The organism is Streptomyces sp. NBC_01268, assembly GCF_036240795.1.
Taxonomy (GTDB): Bacteria; Actinomycetota; Actinomycetes; order Streptomycetales; family Streptomycetaceae; genus Streptomyces.
Genome location: NZ_CP108454.1, coordinates 4,627,953 through 4,642,922 on the forward strand (window position 1 = coordinate 4,627,953; position 14,970 = coordinate 4,642,922).

The following is a 14,970-nucleotide window of genomic DNA, read 5'->3' on the forward strand; positions in this document are numbered from 1 at the left end:
CCGGGTCGGGTACGCGGACACGTCGAGGTGGCCGCCGGTTTCCGACCGGACGGCGGCGCTCCGTGAGGGGAGGCGGGGAAGCTGGCGAGTGTAACGCCGGGCGGCTGCCGGGGGCGAATGGATTCACTCCCCGCAGGACCGCCGCAGGACCGCCGCAGGACCCCCGCCCGGCCCCCCGCCCGACCCCCGTACGACCCGTAGGGGGCGGGGTCCGACTCACGGGGGATCCCGGCTCCACCCCGAGGCCGATGTGTTCCGAATGTCCGGATTCCATCATGGATGCATGACTGCCACGACCCTCACCCCAGCGCCCACCACCCTCCCCCGCGTCCACCGCCTGGCCTTCGCGCCCCTGCGCGCGATACGCGCCTTCGGCGGCGCGGTCGTCTCCGTCGCCGTGCTCGGTCGCCATGACGAGGCGGAGGCGGGGGTCCGCGACCCCCGCCCCACCTACCAGGCCTGACCGGCCGGCCGGGCCGCGGCTACGGCTACGGCGCCAGCAGCTCACTCGCGTCGAGGATCCGGTACGCGTACCCCTGCTCCGCGAGGAACCGCTGCCGGTGCGCCGCGAAGTCCTGGTCGATCGTGTCGCGGGCGACCACCGAGTAGAAGTGCGCCTGATGCCCGTCGGCCTTCGGGCGGAGCACCCGGCCCAGCCGCTGGGCCTCCTCCTGCCGGGAGCCGAAGGTGCCCGAGACCTGGATGGCGACCGTCGCCTCCGGCAGGTCGATCGAGAAGTTCGCGACCTTCGACACGACGAGCACGCTGATCTCGCCGTTGCGGAACGCGTCGAAGAGCTTCTCGCGCTGCGCGTTCGACGTCTCGCCCTTGATCACCGGGGCGTTCAGGTGCTCGCCGAGCTCGTCCAGCTGGTCGATGTACTGCCCGATGACGAGGATCTGCTGCCCGGCGAACTTCTTCACCAGCGCCTCGGCCACCTTCCGCTTCGTCGCCGTCGTCGCGCAGAAGCGGTACTTCTCCTCCGCCTCCGCCGTCGCGTACGCGAGCCGCTCCGAGTCGGTCAGGTCGACCCGGACCTCGACGCAGTCGGCGGGCGCGATGTAGCCCTGCGCCTCGATCTCCTTCCACGGCGCGTCGAAGCGCTTCGGCCCGATCAGCGAGAAGACGTCCGACTCGCGCCCGTCCTCGCGCACGAGCGTCGCGGTGAGACCCAGCCGCCGCCGCGCCTGGAGGTCGGCGGTGAACTTGAAGACGGGGGCCGGCAGCAGGTGCACCTCGTCGTAGACGATGAGGCCCCAGTCGCGGGAGTCGAAGAGCTCCAGGTGGGGGTAGATGCCCTTGCGGCGGGTGGTGAGCACCTGGTACGTGGCGATGGTGACCGGCCGGATCTCCTTGCGGGTCCCGCTGTACTCGCCGATCTCGTCCTCGGTCAGCGAGGTCCGCTTCACCAGCTCGTGCTTCCACTGCCGGGCCGAGACGGTGTTCGTCACCAGGATCAGGGTGGTCGCCTTGGCCTTGGCCATGGCACCCGCTCCGACCAGCGTCTTTCCCGCCCCACAAGGCAGTACGACGACGCCCGAGCCACCGTGCCAGAAGCCCTCGACGGCCTGCTGCTGGTACGGGCGCAGCGCCCAGCCGTCCTCGGCGAGGTCGATCCGGTGCGCCTCGCCGTCGACGTAGCCGGCGAGGTCCTCGGCGGGCCAGCCCAGCTTGAGCAGGGTCTGCTTGATCTGGCCGCGCTCGGAGGGGTGCACCGCCACGGTGTCCGGGTCGAGCCGCTCCCCGACCAGCGGCTGCACCTTCTTCGAGCGCAGCACCTCCTCCAGGACGGGCCGGTCCGTGCTGGTGAGCACGAGCCCGTGCGTGGGGTGCTTGGAGAGCGTGAGCCGCCCGTAGCGCGCCATGGTCTCGGCGATGTCGACGAGCAGTGCGTGCGGCACCGGGTACCGCGAGTACTCCACGAGGGCGTCCACGACCTGCTCGGCGTCGTGCCCGGCCGCCCGCGCGTTCCACAACCCGAGCGGCGTCACCCGGTAGGTGTGGATGTGCTCGGGCGCCCGCTCCAGCTCGGCGAACGGCGCGATGACCCGCCGGCAGGCCTCGGCCTGCTCGTGGTCGACCTCCAGCAAGAGCGTCTTGTCACTCTGGACGATGAGTGGACCGTTCACGTGTCGTGCTTCCCTTCCACGCGGCCGAACGTGGCCAAACATCCAGTCTGCCGCATCGGGGTGCGTCGGGGGCAGGTGCCGGGACCGTCACCGCTGGTCACGGTCGGCGGGGAGGCCGATGCTGACGCGGGCCAGCCCGAGGCGGGAGCGGGCGTCGGCCGCGCTGTTCGCGTCCCCGGTCGCGGCGTACAGGCCCGCGGCGAGCTCCAGGTTCTCGAGCGCCTCGATGTTGCGGCCCAGCTCCAGAAGGGCCTCGGAGAGCGCGACGAGCTCGGTCGCCATGCCGTGGTCGTCCTGGCTGTCGAGGAAGGCCTCCAGGGCCAGGGTGTGGAGCCGCACGGCCTTGCTCCACTGGCGCTGCCGCTGCCGGGTCTGGGCCATGTTGCCCAGGGTCATCGCCTCGTTGCGGCGGTCCTTCATCTGCCGGAAGACGGCCAGCGCCTCCTGCTGGGCGGTGAGGGCCGCCTCCAGATCGCCGTACTCGGTCAGGGCGCTCGCCAGGTTGGTGAGACTCACCGCCCGCTCGTGCGGGAGCAGCACGCCGTCGGCCAGCGCGAGGGCACGCCGGTGGAGCTCCACGGTGTGCTCGACCGCGCCGGTGTTCCGGGTCGCCCTGGCCAGGGTGTCCAGCACGTGGGAGCGATTGCGCAGGTCACCCAGCTTCCGGAAGATCTTCGAGGCCTTGCGCAGGGTGGCGACCGCCTCCTCCGGCCGGCCCAGCTCGATGAGGGTCTCACCGGCGTTGGCCAGGGCCTGGGCGAAACTGTGCCGGTCCCCGGTGCGCCGGAAGATCCGGGCGGCCTGGGAGTGAGCGGCCAGGGCCCGGTCGAACGCGCGCTGGTCATGGAGCGTGAGGCCGAAGTTGTTCAGTGCGCTGGCCAACGGCAGCGGCCGTCCCTCCCGACGGCAGAGCTTGATGGCCCTGCGATGGACCCGGGCGGACTTGCGCAGCTTGCGCATGTCGCGGAGGACGATGCCGAAGGAGCTCAGCAGGGAGGCCTCCCGGCGCCGGTCTCCGTTCCGGCGGCTGGATCCGATGCCGGCGACCAGCACCTGTGCGGCGTCGTCCGTGTAGTGCATCTCCAAGAGGAAGCGGGCGACAGGGATCGCCAAGGACACGCACATGAAGTCGTCTTCGGACTGGTGCGACCAGAGGGCGGCCGCGACCAGGGTGGGTCGTTCCGCCTCAAGCCACCGCAGGGCCTCGTCCCGATCGGCGAAGAGAGGTTTCCGCTTCTGCTCGGCGGGTGGTGGTGCCGTGGGTTGGAGAACCAGCGTGCTCGCGAGGGTGGCCGCCTCGTGGAAGTACGCCAGCAGGCGCATGAGTCCTTTGGGCCAGGTGTCGTCGTCGCCCGCCCTGAGCAACTGCCACGCGTGGTCGCGTACGAGCCCGTGCTGCTGCCAGCGGCCGTACGACGCCCGTGACTCGACCAGGTGCCGCCGGGCCAGATCCTCCAGGAGCCGCCCTGTTTCGCGGGTGCCGGCGCCGTAGAGCCGGGCGGCCGCCTCGGTGGAGAAGTCGGGCCCCGGGTTCAGTGCCGTCAGCCGGAAGAGCCGGGCCTGGTCGGGCGTGAGCCTGCGGTACGACAGGTCGAAGGCAGTGGCCACCGCGCGGTCCTCGCGGCTCAGCACGGAGAGCCGGGAGCGGGTGCCCTCGATCTCCTGGCGGAGGTGGGACAGCGGCCGGGCCGGTACGTCCACGAGCAGGGACGTCAGGATGCGCAGGGCCAGGGGCAGGCCGTCGCAGAGGCGGACGATCCGGTCGGCCTCGCCGGGCTCGGCGGCCACGCGCGCGTCGTCGGGGAGCGCGGTGTGGAGGGTCGTCGCCAGCAGGTCGCGCCCTTCGGAGACGGTCAGCTCGCGCAGGGTCAGCATCTGCGCGTCGAGCTCGGCGAGCGAATGGCGGGCGGACACCAGCGTCGCCGTGCGGCCGTCGCTCGGCAGCAGGTGGTGCAGCTTGTCGGTGGCGGGCACGTCGTCGAGGACGACGAGCACGCGCCGTCCGGCATCGGCCAGGGCGCCGAGCGCGGACCGGTAGACGAGTGCGCGGTCCGCGGTCCCGGACGGAACGGCCTCCGCGGGGACGCCGAGCGCGCGCAAGAGGGTGCCGAGCGCCCGCTTCGGCGACACCTTGCGCTCGTCGTCGTATCCGTGGAGATCGACGAACAGGACCCCGCCGGGGAACCATCCCTCCTCACGGACCGCCCGGTGCGCCGCCTGGAGCAGGAGCTCCGTCTTTCCCGATCCGGCGAGTCCGGTCACCGCGACGGCGCTCGCGGTGGCCTCGGGCGCCGTCCCGGGTGCCAGGGCGGCGAGGACACGCTCCAGCTCGGCGTGCCGTCCCGCGAAGGCGGACGAGTGACGGGGAAGGCCGGCGAGTGCCGGGTCCGGGCGGTACGGGAGCGACAGGTGGACCTCCCCCGCCTGGATCAAACCGCCGAAGTGCGCGCCCCCGCTGACGGTGTTCTCCGTCCGTGTGTTCATCCGGCGGCCTCCCGGTGCCGGACGACCGCCCTGCCGAAGGCGATGATCTCGGCTGCGCTGAAGGCCTGCCTGTTGTCCTCGGTGACCACGTATCCGAGCTCTCGCCAGGCGTGGAGGTACGCGGGGTCGATGCCCAGGCCGGCCGCGCGCTCGGCCATGTCGAGGAGCATGCCGTCGAATCTCTCCGGGGTGATCCTGGTGGGCTCGTCGGCGTCGGGGTCGAAGAACAGCGGGTCGTTCGGCTCCGGTTCGCGGCCGAACTTCTCCCGGAACGCCTCCAGCTGACCTTCGAGCGCCGCCGTCATCTCCCGGCCCTGCGGGTCGTCGGCCGGGAGCGTCACCACGGAACTGCCGTCCGCGTTCCAGACGCGCTGGACTCCGGTTCCGGAGCGGGGGCGGTCGGACGGGCTCGTCGCGCCCGACTTCCTTCCGGCCCGCTTGCGCATCGCCTCGCGCACGGCCGTGCGCCGTGCCTCCCACTCCTCCTCGTCGGCGGCGTCCTGGTCGGTATCCGGGTCGTCCCAGGCGTCCGCGGCAGCGTCGCCGCCGCGAGCGGCGGCGTTGAGCCGCATCCTGGTCTGGGTGCCTGCCCAGTCCAGCAGGTCCGGGGTCAGCTCCATCGACAGGGTCGAGACCCGCGGGATGCCGAGCTCGAACGCCAGGCGGGGCAGGGCTAGTCCGGGAGAGCTCGTCCACAGCAGTGCGTCGGAGGGCAGTGGTGCGGTGAACGCGGGCAGCGAGAAGAGGCGGCCCAGCGTCTCGTCGACGGACATCCCCGCCGCATCGGGGGCGAGGAGGAGGACGTCGACGACGGCCACGAGCGGCGAGGTGTCGTTCAGGGAGCAGGCCCAGGCCGTGGCGTGGTCGCCCAGGTCTTCGAACCGTTCGCCGGGCTTGGTCAGGAGCGCCGCATACAACGCCGGGAGCAGCAGGCCGGGTTCCTCCCTCACGGGCAGTCCGGCGTCCTCGAAGCGCCACAGTCCTGCACGGAGGACCGCACGGGGGGTGTCGCCGTTCCGGGCCTTCTTCTCCTTGGTCTTCCAGAACCGCTTGACGCGCTCCTTCGCGTCCTGTGCCGGGTCGGGGAGCTGGAGGTCCGGCGGCGGCCCGAAGACTTCGCGGCAGCCCCGGAGGGCCGCCCCGGGCAGGATCCGTCGGGGCAGGCGGCGGCCGTCGAGCCGGGCCGCTTCGAGCCTGACGGCCAGGGCGGGCAGCAGCTCCCAGTCGTCCACGGGCAGCCCCAGTTCCTCGCTCGCCGCGACGACTTCGCGTACGAAACGCTCCACGCCCCTGCCCTGCACCGTCCCCTTCAGCAGGCGGAGCCAGGCGTCCCGGGCGTTGGCGAACTCGAACTCGTCCCTGAAGGTCCCGGGCCAGCAGGCTCCGAGGAACAGGAGGTCCAGCGGGTCGACCTCCTGGTACCAGGAGGGCTGGGTGCCTTCGGACTGGGCGTGGGCGAATGCCGCGTAGCCGACGGCGTAGGCGCCGGCCAGGCTGATGTTCCCCGTGGTGGACGAGGTGAGCAGCCGCCTGAAGGCTGCCTCCGTCTCACTCTCCGGGGCGTCGGGACTCACGGCGCCGTCCGGCCCGTCCCCTCGCGTGGCCCGGCTCCCCCCGGACGCCCGCAGCCCCCGCCTTCTCCCCGACGCCTTGCCCACGACATCCTCCCGTGCTCGTGTCCCGGTGCAAGGATGACGTACGGGTCCGACATCGGGTCGGTGAAGTGCCCAGGTCCACCCGGGGGTTCAGCCCACCGTCGTCCGGGCCAGCGCGTTGTTGCCGATCGAGTTGTGGACGGTGAAGCTCACCGCGTCCGGGCGGTAGCGGTCGTCGGACCATTCGACGGGGCGGCCGTCGTGGGTGGTGGTCACGCGGCGGACGCGGAGGAGGGGGCCGGTGCGGCGGACGGTGAGGAGGGCGGCGTCGTGGGCGCCGGCGGCGATCGCGTCGATGACGTGCTCGCCGTGGGCGAAGACCAGGCCCGTGTCCTCGTACAGGCGCTGGGTGACCGAGGCGCAGCCGGGGTCGATGGCCTCGACGGCGGGGGAGATCCAGTCGGCGTACACGCTCCGCTCGACCAGGACCGGCTCGCCGTCCAGGCCGCGGACCCGGAGCACGTTGAGGAGCGGGGTGCCCTCGGGGAGGTGGAGGCGGGTGGCGTCCTCGGCGGTGGCGGGGCGGTACTCCTGGGCGACCACCCGGCCGGTCGCCGTGCGGCCCATCGCCTGGGCCCACTGGGCGAAGCTGCGCAGTTCGGCGAAGCTCTGGCTGCGGCGGCCGGCCAGGACGACCCGGCGGGCGCCCTGGCGGGAGCCGATCAGGCCTTCGGCGGTGAGCGCGGCGAGGGCCTGGCGGACGGTGCCGCGGGAGGCGTCGTAGCGGGCGGCGAGCTCCGCCTCGGTGGGGAGCCTGCCGCCCACCGCGTACTCCTCGCGGTCGATGGCCCGCCGCAGCTCCTCGGCGATCCGCTCGTGGCGCGGCGTGGTCATGGCTCCCCCTTCGAGCGCGCTCCTCAGTGCGCAGTGCTGTCAGCGTAGTTGAGGGCGCAGGTGGCCGAAAAGCGCTGTCAATGTGCAGGGAATGGCGGGCGGCCGTTCCCCTCGCGTTCATGTTCACGACACGGTCGCCGGGCGTACTGAGGCCAACTTGTTCAGACAAGTTGATCGGACGATCGCGTGTGCAGCCGAGGGGCTGCCGATCGATCGCCCGGTCCGGTCGGACCACCCTCGACGCTCCCCCCTGGAGAAGCCGTGCCCGTCCCCACGTCCCCGCTGAGCCTCCCGAGAACCGCCGTCCTGGGCGGCTCCCTCGCCCTCGTCGCCGCGCTCGCCCTGACCGCCTGCGGCGCCGCCCCCGAGAAGGCCACCACGCCCGACGGCAAGAACGCCGCCACCGCGACCTCCGCCGCCGACTTCGGCGGCATGGACGCGCTGGTGAAGGCGGCCAAGAAGGAGGGCGCGCTGCACGCCATCGCGCTGCCCCGCGACTGGGCCAACTACGGCGCCCTCATCGACGGCTTCCAGCAGAAGTACGGCATCAAGGTCGAGGTCGAGAACCCGGACGCCTCCAGCCAGGACGAGGTCAACGCCGTCACCTCCCGCAAGGGCCAGGACCGCGCCCCCGACGTCCTGGACCTCGGCAGCTCCTTCGCGCTCAGCGCCGCCCAGCAGGGCCTCCTCGCCCCGTACGAGGTCGCCGCCTGGAACGACATCCCCGAGGGCCAGAAGGACCCGAAGGGCCGCTGGTACAACGACTACGGCGGCTACGTCTCCATCGGCTGCGACGCCAAGCGCGTGAAGACCTGCCCCACCACCTTCAAGGACCTCCTCAAGCCCGAGTACAAGGGCCAGGTCGCCCTCAACGGCAACCCCACCAAGTCGGGCTCCGCGTTCGGCGGCGTCTACGCGGCGGCCCTCGCCCAGGGCGGCTCCTTCGACGACATCCAGCCCGGCCTCGACTTCTTCGCCGCGCTGAAGAAGAACGGCAACTACACCCCCGTCGAGTCCACCCCGGCCACCGTCGAGAAGGGCGAGACGCCCATCAGCATCGACTGGGACTACCTCAACGCCGGTTACGCCGCCGAGTTCAAGTCCAAGGGCCTGGACTGGAAGGTCGCCGTCCCGACCGACGGCCGCTACGCCATGTACTACTCGCAGGCCGTCAACAAGGACGCCCCGCACCCCGCCGCCGCCCGCCTGTGGCAGGAGTACCTCTACAGCGCCGAGGGCCAGAACCTCTGGCTCAAGGGCTTCGCCCGGCCCGTCCTGATGCCCGCCATGGACAAGGCCGGCACCCTCGACGCGCAGGCCGCCCTCAAGCTGCCCGCCGTCTCCGGCATCCCGTCCTTCCCGACCGAGGCCCAGCAGGCCAAGGCCAAGACGGTCCTCGCGCAGGGCTGGGGCAAGGCCGTCTCCGGATGACGAGCACCCTGACCGAGCCCGCCGCTTCCCGGACCACGTCCGGGAAGCGGCGGGGCCGCACCCCCGGCGCCGGGCCCGCCGCCCGGCCGCGCCGCCGCCGCGCCCCCGCCTGGCTCGCCGCCGTCCCGCTGCTCGCCTTCACCGCGCTCGCCTTCGGCGTCCCCGCACTCGCCATGCTCGGCGGCGCGTTCACCGTCGACGACCCGGCCGGCGGCCCCGCCTCGTACGGCACGGAGAACCTGAGCACCTCCCTCCAGGGCGCCTACCTCACCGCCCTGCTCGGCAGCGTCAAGCTCTCCGGCACCGCCGCCGTCCTCGCCGCCCTGCTCGGACTCCCGCTGGCCCAGGCCGTCGTGACCTCCCGCTCCCGCGCGCTGCGCGAGGCCGTGCTCACCGCCTCCGGCGTGCTCGCCAACTTCGGCGGCGTCCCCCTCGCCTTCGCCTTCGTCGCCACCCTCGGCAACGCGGGCGTCCTCACCCGGCAGTTCGGCCTCGCCGACCAGGGGTGGAGCCTGTACAGCTTCTGGGGCCTGGTCCTCGTCTACCTGTACTTCCTCATCCCCCTCATGGTGCTCACCATCACCCCCGCCCTGGACGGCCTGCGCACCCAGTGGCGCGAGGCCGCCCGCAGCAACGGCGCCACCACCGCCCAGTACTGGCGGTACGTCGCCCTGCCGGTCCTGCTGCCCAGCCTGCTCGGCGGGTTCGTGCTGCTCTTCGGCAGCGCCTTCGCCGCGTACGCCACGGCCGCCGCGATGGTCGGCAGCGCCGTCCCGCTGGTCACCCTGCAGATCTCCGACGCCCTCTCCGGCAACGTCCTCGTCGGCCAGGAGAACGTGGCGCTCGCCCTCAGCCTCGACATGGTCGTCGTCGCCGGTCTCGTCATGGCCGTCTACCTGCCCCTGCAACGCCGGAGCTCCCGATGGCTCGCCTGAACCCCGCACCCCACTGGCGCCACTGGGTCCTCGGCCTCGCCGGGCTCTACTTCCTGGTGCCGCTCGCCGCCTCCGTCGTCTTCACCGTCGACGTGCCGGGCCAGGGCCTCACCCTCGACGCCTACACGCGGATCATCGGCACCGAGGGCTTCACCACCAGCCTGCTGCTCTCGCTCGGCCTCGCCGCCGTCACCATCGCCGTCGTCCTGCTGCTCGTGGTGCCCGCCATGGTCGCCCTGCGGCTCGGCGCGCCCCGGCTGCGGCCGCTCGTCGAGACGGTGTGCTCGCTGCCCCTCGTCGTCCCGCCGATCGCCTTCGTCGCCGGCCTCGGCACCGTCCTGAAGTGGGGTCCCGAACACCTCGCCCGCACCCCCCCTCTTCCAGACCTTCGTCGCCCTGCAGAACCCGGACTTCCCCGTCGTCCTGGTCCTCGCGTACGTGGTGATGGCGCTGCCCTTCACCTACCGCGCCCTCGACGCCGGCCTGCGCGCCGTCGACGTCCGCACCCTCGTCGAGGCCGCCCGCAGCTGCGGCGCCGGCCCGGTCCGCGCCCTGGTCACCGCGGTGCTGCCGAACCTGCGCGGCGCGCTGATGAACGCGGCCTTCCTCACCCTGGCCCTGGTCCTCGGCGAGTACACCGTCGCCCAGCTGCTCGGCTTCCGGCCCTTCGCCGTGTGGATCGTGAACATCTCCGGTTCCCAGGCCCAGATGTCCGTGGCCGTCTCCGTGCTCAGCCTCCTCGTCACCTGGGTGCTGCTCCTGGCCCTCGCCGGGGCCGGCGGCCGCGCGCCCGGCGCCCGCCGCACCCGTACCGCCAAGGGATAACCATGACCGTCACCCCCACCGACGCCACGCCCGCGACCGCATCCGCCGCATCCGGCGCATCCGGCGCATCCGGCGCCGCGACCGTCGAGTTCCGCGGCCTGCGCCGCCGGTTCGGCGCGACCACCGCCCTCGACGGGCTCGACCTGACCGTCCACCCCGGCGAACTGCTCGCCCTGCTCGGCCCCTCGGGCTGTGGCAAGACCACCGCCCTGCGCATGCTCGCCGGCTTCGAGACCCCCGACTCCGGCGCGGTCCTGGTCGACGGCCGGGACATCACCCACGTGCCGGCCCACCGGCGCGACGCGGGCATGGTCTTCCAGTCGTACAGCCTCTTCCCCCACCTCGACTGCGTCGACAACGTGGCCTTCGGCCCCCGCATGCGCAAGGCCGGCAAGGCCGAACGGCGCAAGCAGGCCGCCGAGCTGCTCGAACTCGTCGGCCTCGGCGACAAGGGCGGGCGCTTCCCGCACCAGCTCTCCGGCGGCCAGCAGCAGCGCGTCGCCCTCGCCCGCGCCCTCGCGCTGCGCCCCCGCGTCCTGCTCCTCGACGAGCCGCTGTCCGCGCTCGACGCCAAGGTGCGGCTCACCCTCCGCGAGGAGATCCGCCGCATCCAGTCCGAACTCGGCATCACCACGCTCTTCGTGACGCACGATCAGGAGGAGGCGCTGTCCATGGCCGACCGGGTCGCCGTCATGCGGGCCGGCCGCCTCGAACAGTGCGCCGCCCCCGCCGAGCTGTACGGGCGCCCCGCGACCGCCTTCGTCGCCGAGTTCGTCGGCACCATGAGCCGCATCCCCGGCCGCCTCGACGGCGACACGGTCGAGGTCCTCGGCCGCCGCCTCCCCGTCGACGGCGAGGCACCCGCGACGGCGGAGGTCGACGTCCTCGTACGACCCGAGGACCTCAAGGTCACCACGGACGGCGCCCGCGCCGCCCGGATCGTGGCCACGGCCTTCCTCGGCGCGACGACCCGGCTCACCGTACGGCTCGCCGACGCCACCGAGGTCAAGGCCGACCTGCCCACCCACGAGGCCGCCGCCCTCGCCGCCGGGGACGCCGTCACGGTGACCCCGCGCGAGCGCCCCGTCCTCGTCGCGGCCCGCGCCGCCTGAGACCGCGGCCCGCGCGACAACTGGACCGGTGGCGCGGGCCGCCCCCGCCGTACGACGACGTGAAAGAGAAAGCGACCAGCGTGACCATCGAACTCCCCCTGCACGCCGTCCTGTTCGACATGGACGGCACGCTCGTCGACACCGAGGGCCTGTGGTGGGAGGCGGTGGAACAGGTCGCGGGCCGCCCGCTGTCCGAGGCCGACCGCCCGGACGTCCTCGGCCGCCCGGTCGAGCACACGGCGGCCTGGCTGGCGGCGACCGGCGGCACCGGCACCACGGCCGGCCCCACCACGGGCACCACGGCCGGCCCCGCCACCGGCCCCGCCACCGACGTCCCGGCCGCGGGTGGCGACGCCCCGGCGGGCCCGGCAGGAAGCGCCCCCGCCCCCGCCCCCGCCGACACCCTCGCCGACACCCTCGCGGCCGAGCTGCACCGCGAGTTCGCCGAGCGGGTCCGGGCCGGGGTCGTGCCGCGCCCCGGCGCGCTCGCGCTGCTCGCCGCGCTCGCCCGCGACGGCGTGCCGACCGCCCTGGTCACGGCCTCGCCCCGGGCCGTCGCCGACACCGTGCTCGCCGCCCTCGGGGCGCTCGGCGCGCCGGAGTTCGCCGTCTCGGTCACCGCGGACGACACCGAGCGCACCAAGCCCGAGCCCGAGCCGTACCTCGCCGCCTGCCGCGCCCTCGGCGTCGCCCCCGAGGATTGCGTGGCCGTCGAGGACACCCCCACCGGCGTCGCCTCGGCGCAGGCGGCGGGCTGCACCGTGCTCGCGGTCCCGTCGGTCGCCCCGATCGACCCGGCGCCCCGCCGGACGGTGCGGGAGAGCCTGACGGGAGTGACGCCGGAGCTGCTGCGGTCCCTCGCCGCCCCGACCCCGGACGGCTCTGCCGGGCCGAACGGGACGGACCGCTGAGGGGGAGGCGGCGCGGGCGCGGGTGCCGGGGGGGCCTTGGGCCGTGCTCCGCGCCCCTCAGGCCTCCCCGTCCTCCAGTTCGGCCACGCCCGTGATCCGGTGCAACGGATACGTCCGCACCTCGTCGGCCGTGTGGTCGTATCCGGTCACGAAGCCGCCCTCGACCCGGACCGGCGCGATCACCCGCTGGCTGGCGGCGCCCTCCGCGTTGACGTAGCCGATCCACACGGCCGAGCCGGTGAGGGCGGCGGCCTGCACCGTGGCCAGGGTCTCGGCGGGCGAGGTGCGCGGGAGCGCGCCCGCCGCGAGCGGGGTGGCCGGCTCCTTGCGGACGACGGTGGCGGCCCGGTCGCCCGCCCGGATCGCCCGGACCGCCGCCGTGAGCAGCGTCGCGTCCGGGGCGGGCGGGCCGTCGGGCACGGGGGCCGGGGCGGTGCGGGGCGGGGTGCGGTACGCGTCGGCGCGGGTGATCAGGACGTCGCCCTCGGCGGACTCGGCCGCCGGCGCGTACCCCATCGCCCGCAGCCCTTCCAGGAGCGCCGTCGGATCCGCCTGGGCGGCCAGCACGGTCGGCGCGAGCCGCCGCAGGCCCAGCGGGGCAGAGCGCCGGTCCGCGAGGATCTCGCCGAGCACGGCGTCGTCGTCGCAGCGCACGTACGCGGAGGCGGCGCCGATCCGCAGGTGCCCGTGCCTGCGCGCCACGTCGTCGATCAGGTACGAGAGGGGCTGCGGCACCGGGGTGCGCGAGTGCGCGGTGAGGAAGTCCTGGAGGTCGGACGCGCTGCGCCCGGCGTCCAGGGCCCGGCGCACGGAGCCGGGCGTGAAGCGGTAGACGGTCGCGCCGCCCTTCGACTCCACGTCGGCGAGGACCGACAGCACCTCCGCGAGCGGCCGGCGCAGCGGCCCGGGGGCGACGGCCGTCAGGTCGGCCTGCAGCAGGACGTGGTCGACGGCCTCGGGCAGCAGCGGCGCGAGCAGGGTCGCGGCCCGCGAGGCGGCGACGGACGGCTCGCAGTCGCCGGGGTGCGCGGGGTCGGGTGCGGCCTCGGCGAGCGGCAGGTTGAGCAGCGCGCGGGCGGGCGAGGCGAGCGCGCCCCGGCCGGTGACGCCGAGGAGTTCGGCCTCGTCCAGGGTCCATTCGGCGATCCGGGTGCGCAGGTCGGCGGGGGTGCCGCCCTCGGCGCCGGGCGCGGGCTCGGTGCCCGGTCCGCCGGAGCCGCCCCGTAGCGGCCGGTCCCAGCGCAGCCGGGCGAGCACCGACGCGCGGTCGGCGGCGGCGCCCGGCGGGAGGGTCGCCTGGAGGGCGAGGACCCGGTGGCGGACCTCGGGGGCGGCGGCCCGGTCCAGGCCGGGGCCGAAGGCGGCGAGGGCGCGGCCCTTGCCGTCGAGGGTGCCGATCAGGCCGGAGGTGCGGGTCGCGGCCAGCCAGGGGACGACGAGCGCGACCCAGCGTTCGGCGGGCGGCAGGTCGAGCCAGTCGTCGTACGCGGGGGTCGGCGCGTACCGTTCGTCGGCTTCCCCGTCCGAGGCGAGCAGCCCTGCCCCGTAGAGCAGTTCCAGCCAGAACGCGGCGAGCGGTTCAGACGTGTCGAGGGCGGTCGCGGTGCGCTTGAGGTCACGCACGGCCAGACCGCCGGCCCGCAGCACCTGGGGGCCGCCCTGGTCCCAGGACTTCAGCAGCTCCTCCGCGGTCGCGAGGACCGTGTAGGCCTGGCCCGCCGCCGCGCTGTCCACCACCTGTGGACGGTATTCGCGGGCCGTCACCACCACCGGCGCCACCGGCTCCGGGGCGCGGTGCGCCCGCCCGCCGCGCAGGTGCAGGGCCGCCTCCCGGGGCAGTACCACCGTCCGCGTCGACACCGGCAGCAGCAGCCCCCGGTCGCGCAGCCAGCGCACGGGCGGCGTCGGGGTCGCCGTCACCTCCCCGTACGGCGGGCCCCACACCAGCCGGTCGAGCACCGTGAGCGCCTCGGGCGGCGCGGTGTCGAGCAGCGCCGCCATCCTCGTACGGTCGGTGAACAGCGCGGCCAGCGCCGCGACCGCCGACACCGGGTCGTGCGTGGCGGGCAGCCCGGCCGCCGCGATGATCTCCTGGAGGCGCCCCGGCGACATGCCCGACGTCGCCTCCGCGACCGTCGGGCCGAGCCCGGTCGGCGAGGGGTGCTGCGCCGACGGGGCGAGCAGCTCCCGCGCCGTCCGCACCAGCCGCAGCCGCTCGTCGTCGCCCCACACCAGAGCCTGCTCGCGCAGCACCCCGACCGCGCGCGGCAGCGCCGCCTCGATCTCCGCGTCGCCGCCGTCGCCCGTCAGCAGGGCGAGGAGTACGGGGTACGGGGCGGGGTCCGGCGCCACGGCCAGCGCCTCGGCGGTCTGCAGCGCGAACCGGTCGAGCCGCTCCAGCGCCCGGACCACGGAACCGCGGGTGCCGGCCCGGGTGGCCAGCTGCGTCAGGTCGTTGGGCACCGGCGCGAGCAGGTCGGGGCGGGCCCGCAGCAGTGCCGCGATGCCCCCGTCCGCACCGGCGCGCAGCGCCTCCGCGAGGGTGCGCGGCGCCGCGCCGACACCTGTTGCCTCGGGCACGTGCGCCTCCCGGTCCAGCTCACCGATCCCCATCCGCACCACGTTAGCCCCTGCGCAGGCGCTACCGTCGTGCC

9 protein-coding genes and 2 pseudogenes are annotated in these 14,970 nt (G+C 74.3%); 6 read left to right on the plus strand and 5 right to left on the minus strand.

Annotated features, from left to right (window positions below):
- Window positions 1–283 precede the first annotated feature (283 nt).
- A complete protein-coding gene (locus OG309_RS20655; RefSeq protein WP_329422884.1) occupies window positions 284–463 on the plus strand; it encodes a hypothetical protein in 180 nt (59 codons plus the stop codon).
- Between the two features lie 25 nt (window positions 464–488).
- Here the strand turns inward: OG309_RS20655 and OG309_RS20660 are convergent, their stop codons facing one another.
- The 4 genes from OG309_RS20660 to OG309_RS20675 all read right to left on the minus strand — a co-directional run bounded on the left by OG309_RS20660 (window position 489) and on the right by OG309_RS20675 (window position 7,102).
- The gene (locus tag OG309_RS20660) at window positions 489–2,129 is read right to left on the minus strand and encodes a DNA repair helicase XPB (protein ID WP_329422886.1); all 1,641 of its coding nucleotides are present in this window, start codon (window positions 2,127–2,129) and stop codon (window positions 489–491) included.
- 87 nt (window positions 2,130–2,216) lie between these two features.
- Window positions 2,217–4,613 carry a tetratricopeptide repeat protein gene (locus OG309_RS20665; protein ID WP_329422887.1) on the minus strand — a complete coding sequence of 799 codons (2,397 nt, stop codon included), beginning with the start codon at window positions 4,611–4,613 and terminating at the stop codon, window positions 2,217–2,219.
- Complete coding sequence (locus OG309_RS20670; RefSeq protein ID WP_329422889.1) at window positions 4,610–6,187, minus strand: hypothetical protein; 1,578 nt, start codon at window positions 6,185–6,187, stop codon at window positions 4,610–4,612. The genes OG309_RS20665 and OG309_RS20670 overlap by 4 nt, the downstream gene beginning before the upstream one ends.
- A 171-nt stretch (window positions 6,188–6,358) precedes the next feature.
- A complete protein-coding gene (locus OG309_RS20675) occupies window positions 6,359–7,102 on the minus strand; it encodes a GntR family transcriptional regulator (protein ID WP_329422890.1) in 744 nt (247 codons plus the stop codon).
- A 261-nt stretch (window positions 7,103–7,363) separates the two neighbouring features.
- Between OG309_RS20675 and OG309_RS20680 the strand changes: the two genes are divergently transcribed.
- From OG309_RS20680 to OG309_RS20700, 5 genes and pseudogenes are all read left to right on the plus strand, one after another.
- Window positions 7,364–8,533, plus strand: coding sequence for an ABC transporter substrate-binding protein (locus tag OG309_RS20680; RefSeq protein WP_329422891.1), 1,170 nt, complete (start codon window positions 7,364–7,366; stop codon window positions 8,531–8,533).
- Window positions 8,530–9,468 carry an ABC transporter permease gene (locus OG309_RS20685; RefSeq protein ID WP_329422893.1) on the plus strand — a complete coding sequence of 313 codons (939 nt, stop codon included), beginning with the start codon at window positions 8,530–8,532 and terminating at the stop codon, window positions 9,466–9,468. Before OG309_RS20680 ends, OG309_RS20685 begins: the two co-directional genes overlap by 4 nt.
- Window positions 9,456–10,293 (plus strand): annotated as a pseudogene (locus tag OG309_RS20690) (ABC transporter permease). The gene OG309_RS20685 and the pseudogene OG309_RS20690 overlap by 13 nt, the downstream one beginning before the upstream one ends.
- Before the next feature lie 2 nt (window positions 10,294–10,295).
- Window positions 10,296–11,405: an ABC transporter ATP-binding protein gene (locus OG309_RS20695; RefSeq protein WP_329422895.1), complete on the plus strand. Its 1,110-nt coding sequence runs from the start codon at window positions 10,296–10,298 to the stop codon at window positions 11,403–11,405.
- A gap of 80 nt (window positions 11,406–11,485) precedes the next feature.
- Window positions 11,486–12,265, plus strand: a pseudogene (locus tag OG309_RS20700) (HAD family hydrolase); the annotation flags it as partial.
- Window positions 12,266–12,373: 108 nt separating this feature from the next.
- On the opposite strand, the gene OG309_RS20705 reads toward OG309_RS20700, so the two are convergent.
- Window positions 12,374–14,929: a helicase C-terminal domain-containing protein gene (locus OG309_RS20705; RefSeq protein WP_329422896.1), complete on the minus strand. Its 2,556-nt coding sequence runs from the start codon at window positions 14,927–14,929 to the stop codon at window positions 12,374–12,376.
- Window positions 14,930–14,970 lie beyond the last annotated feature (41 nt).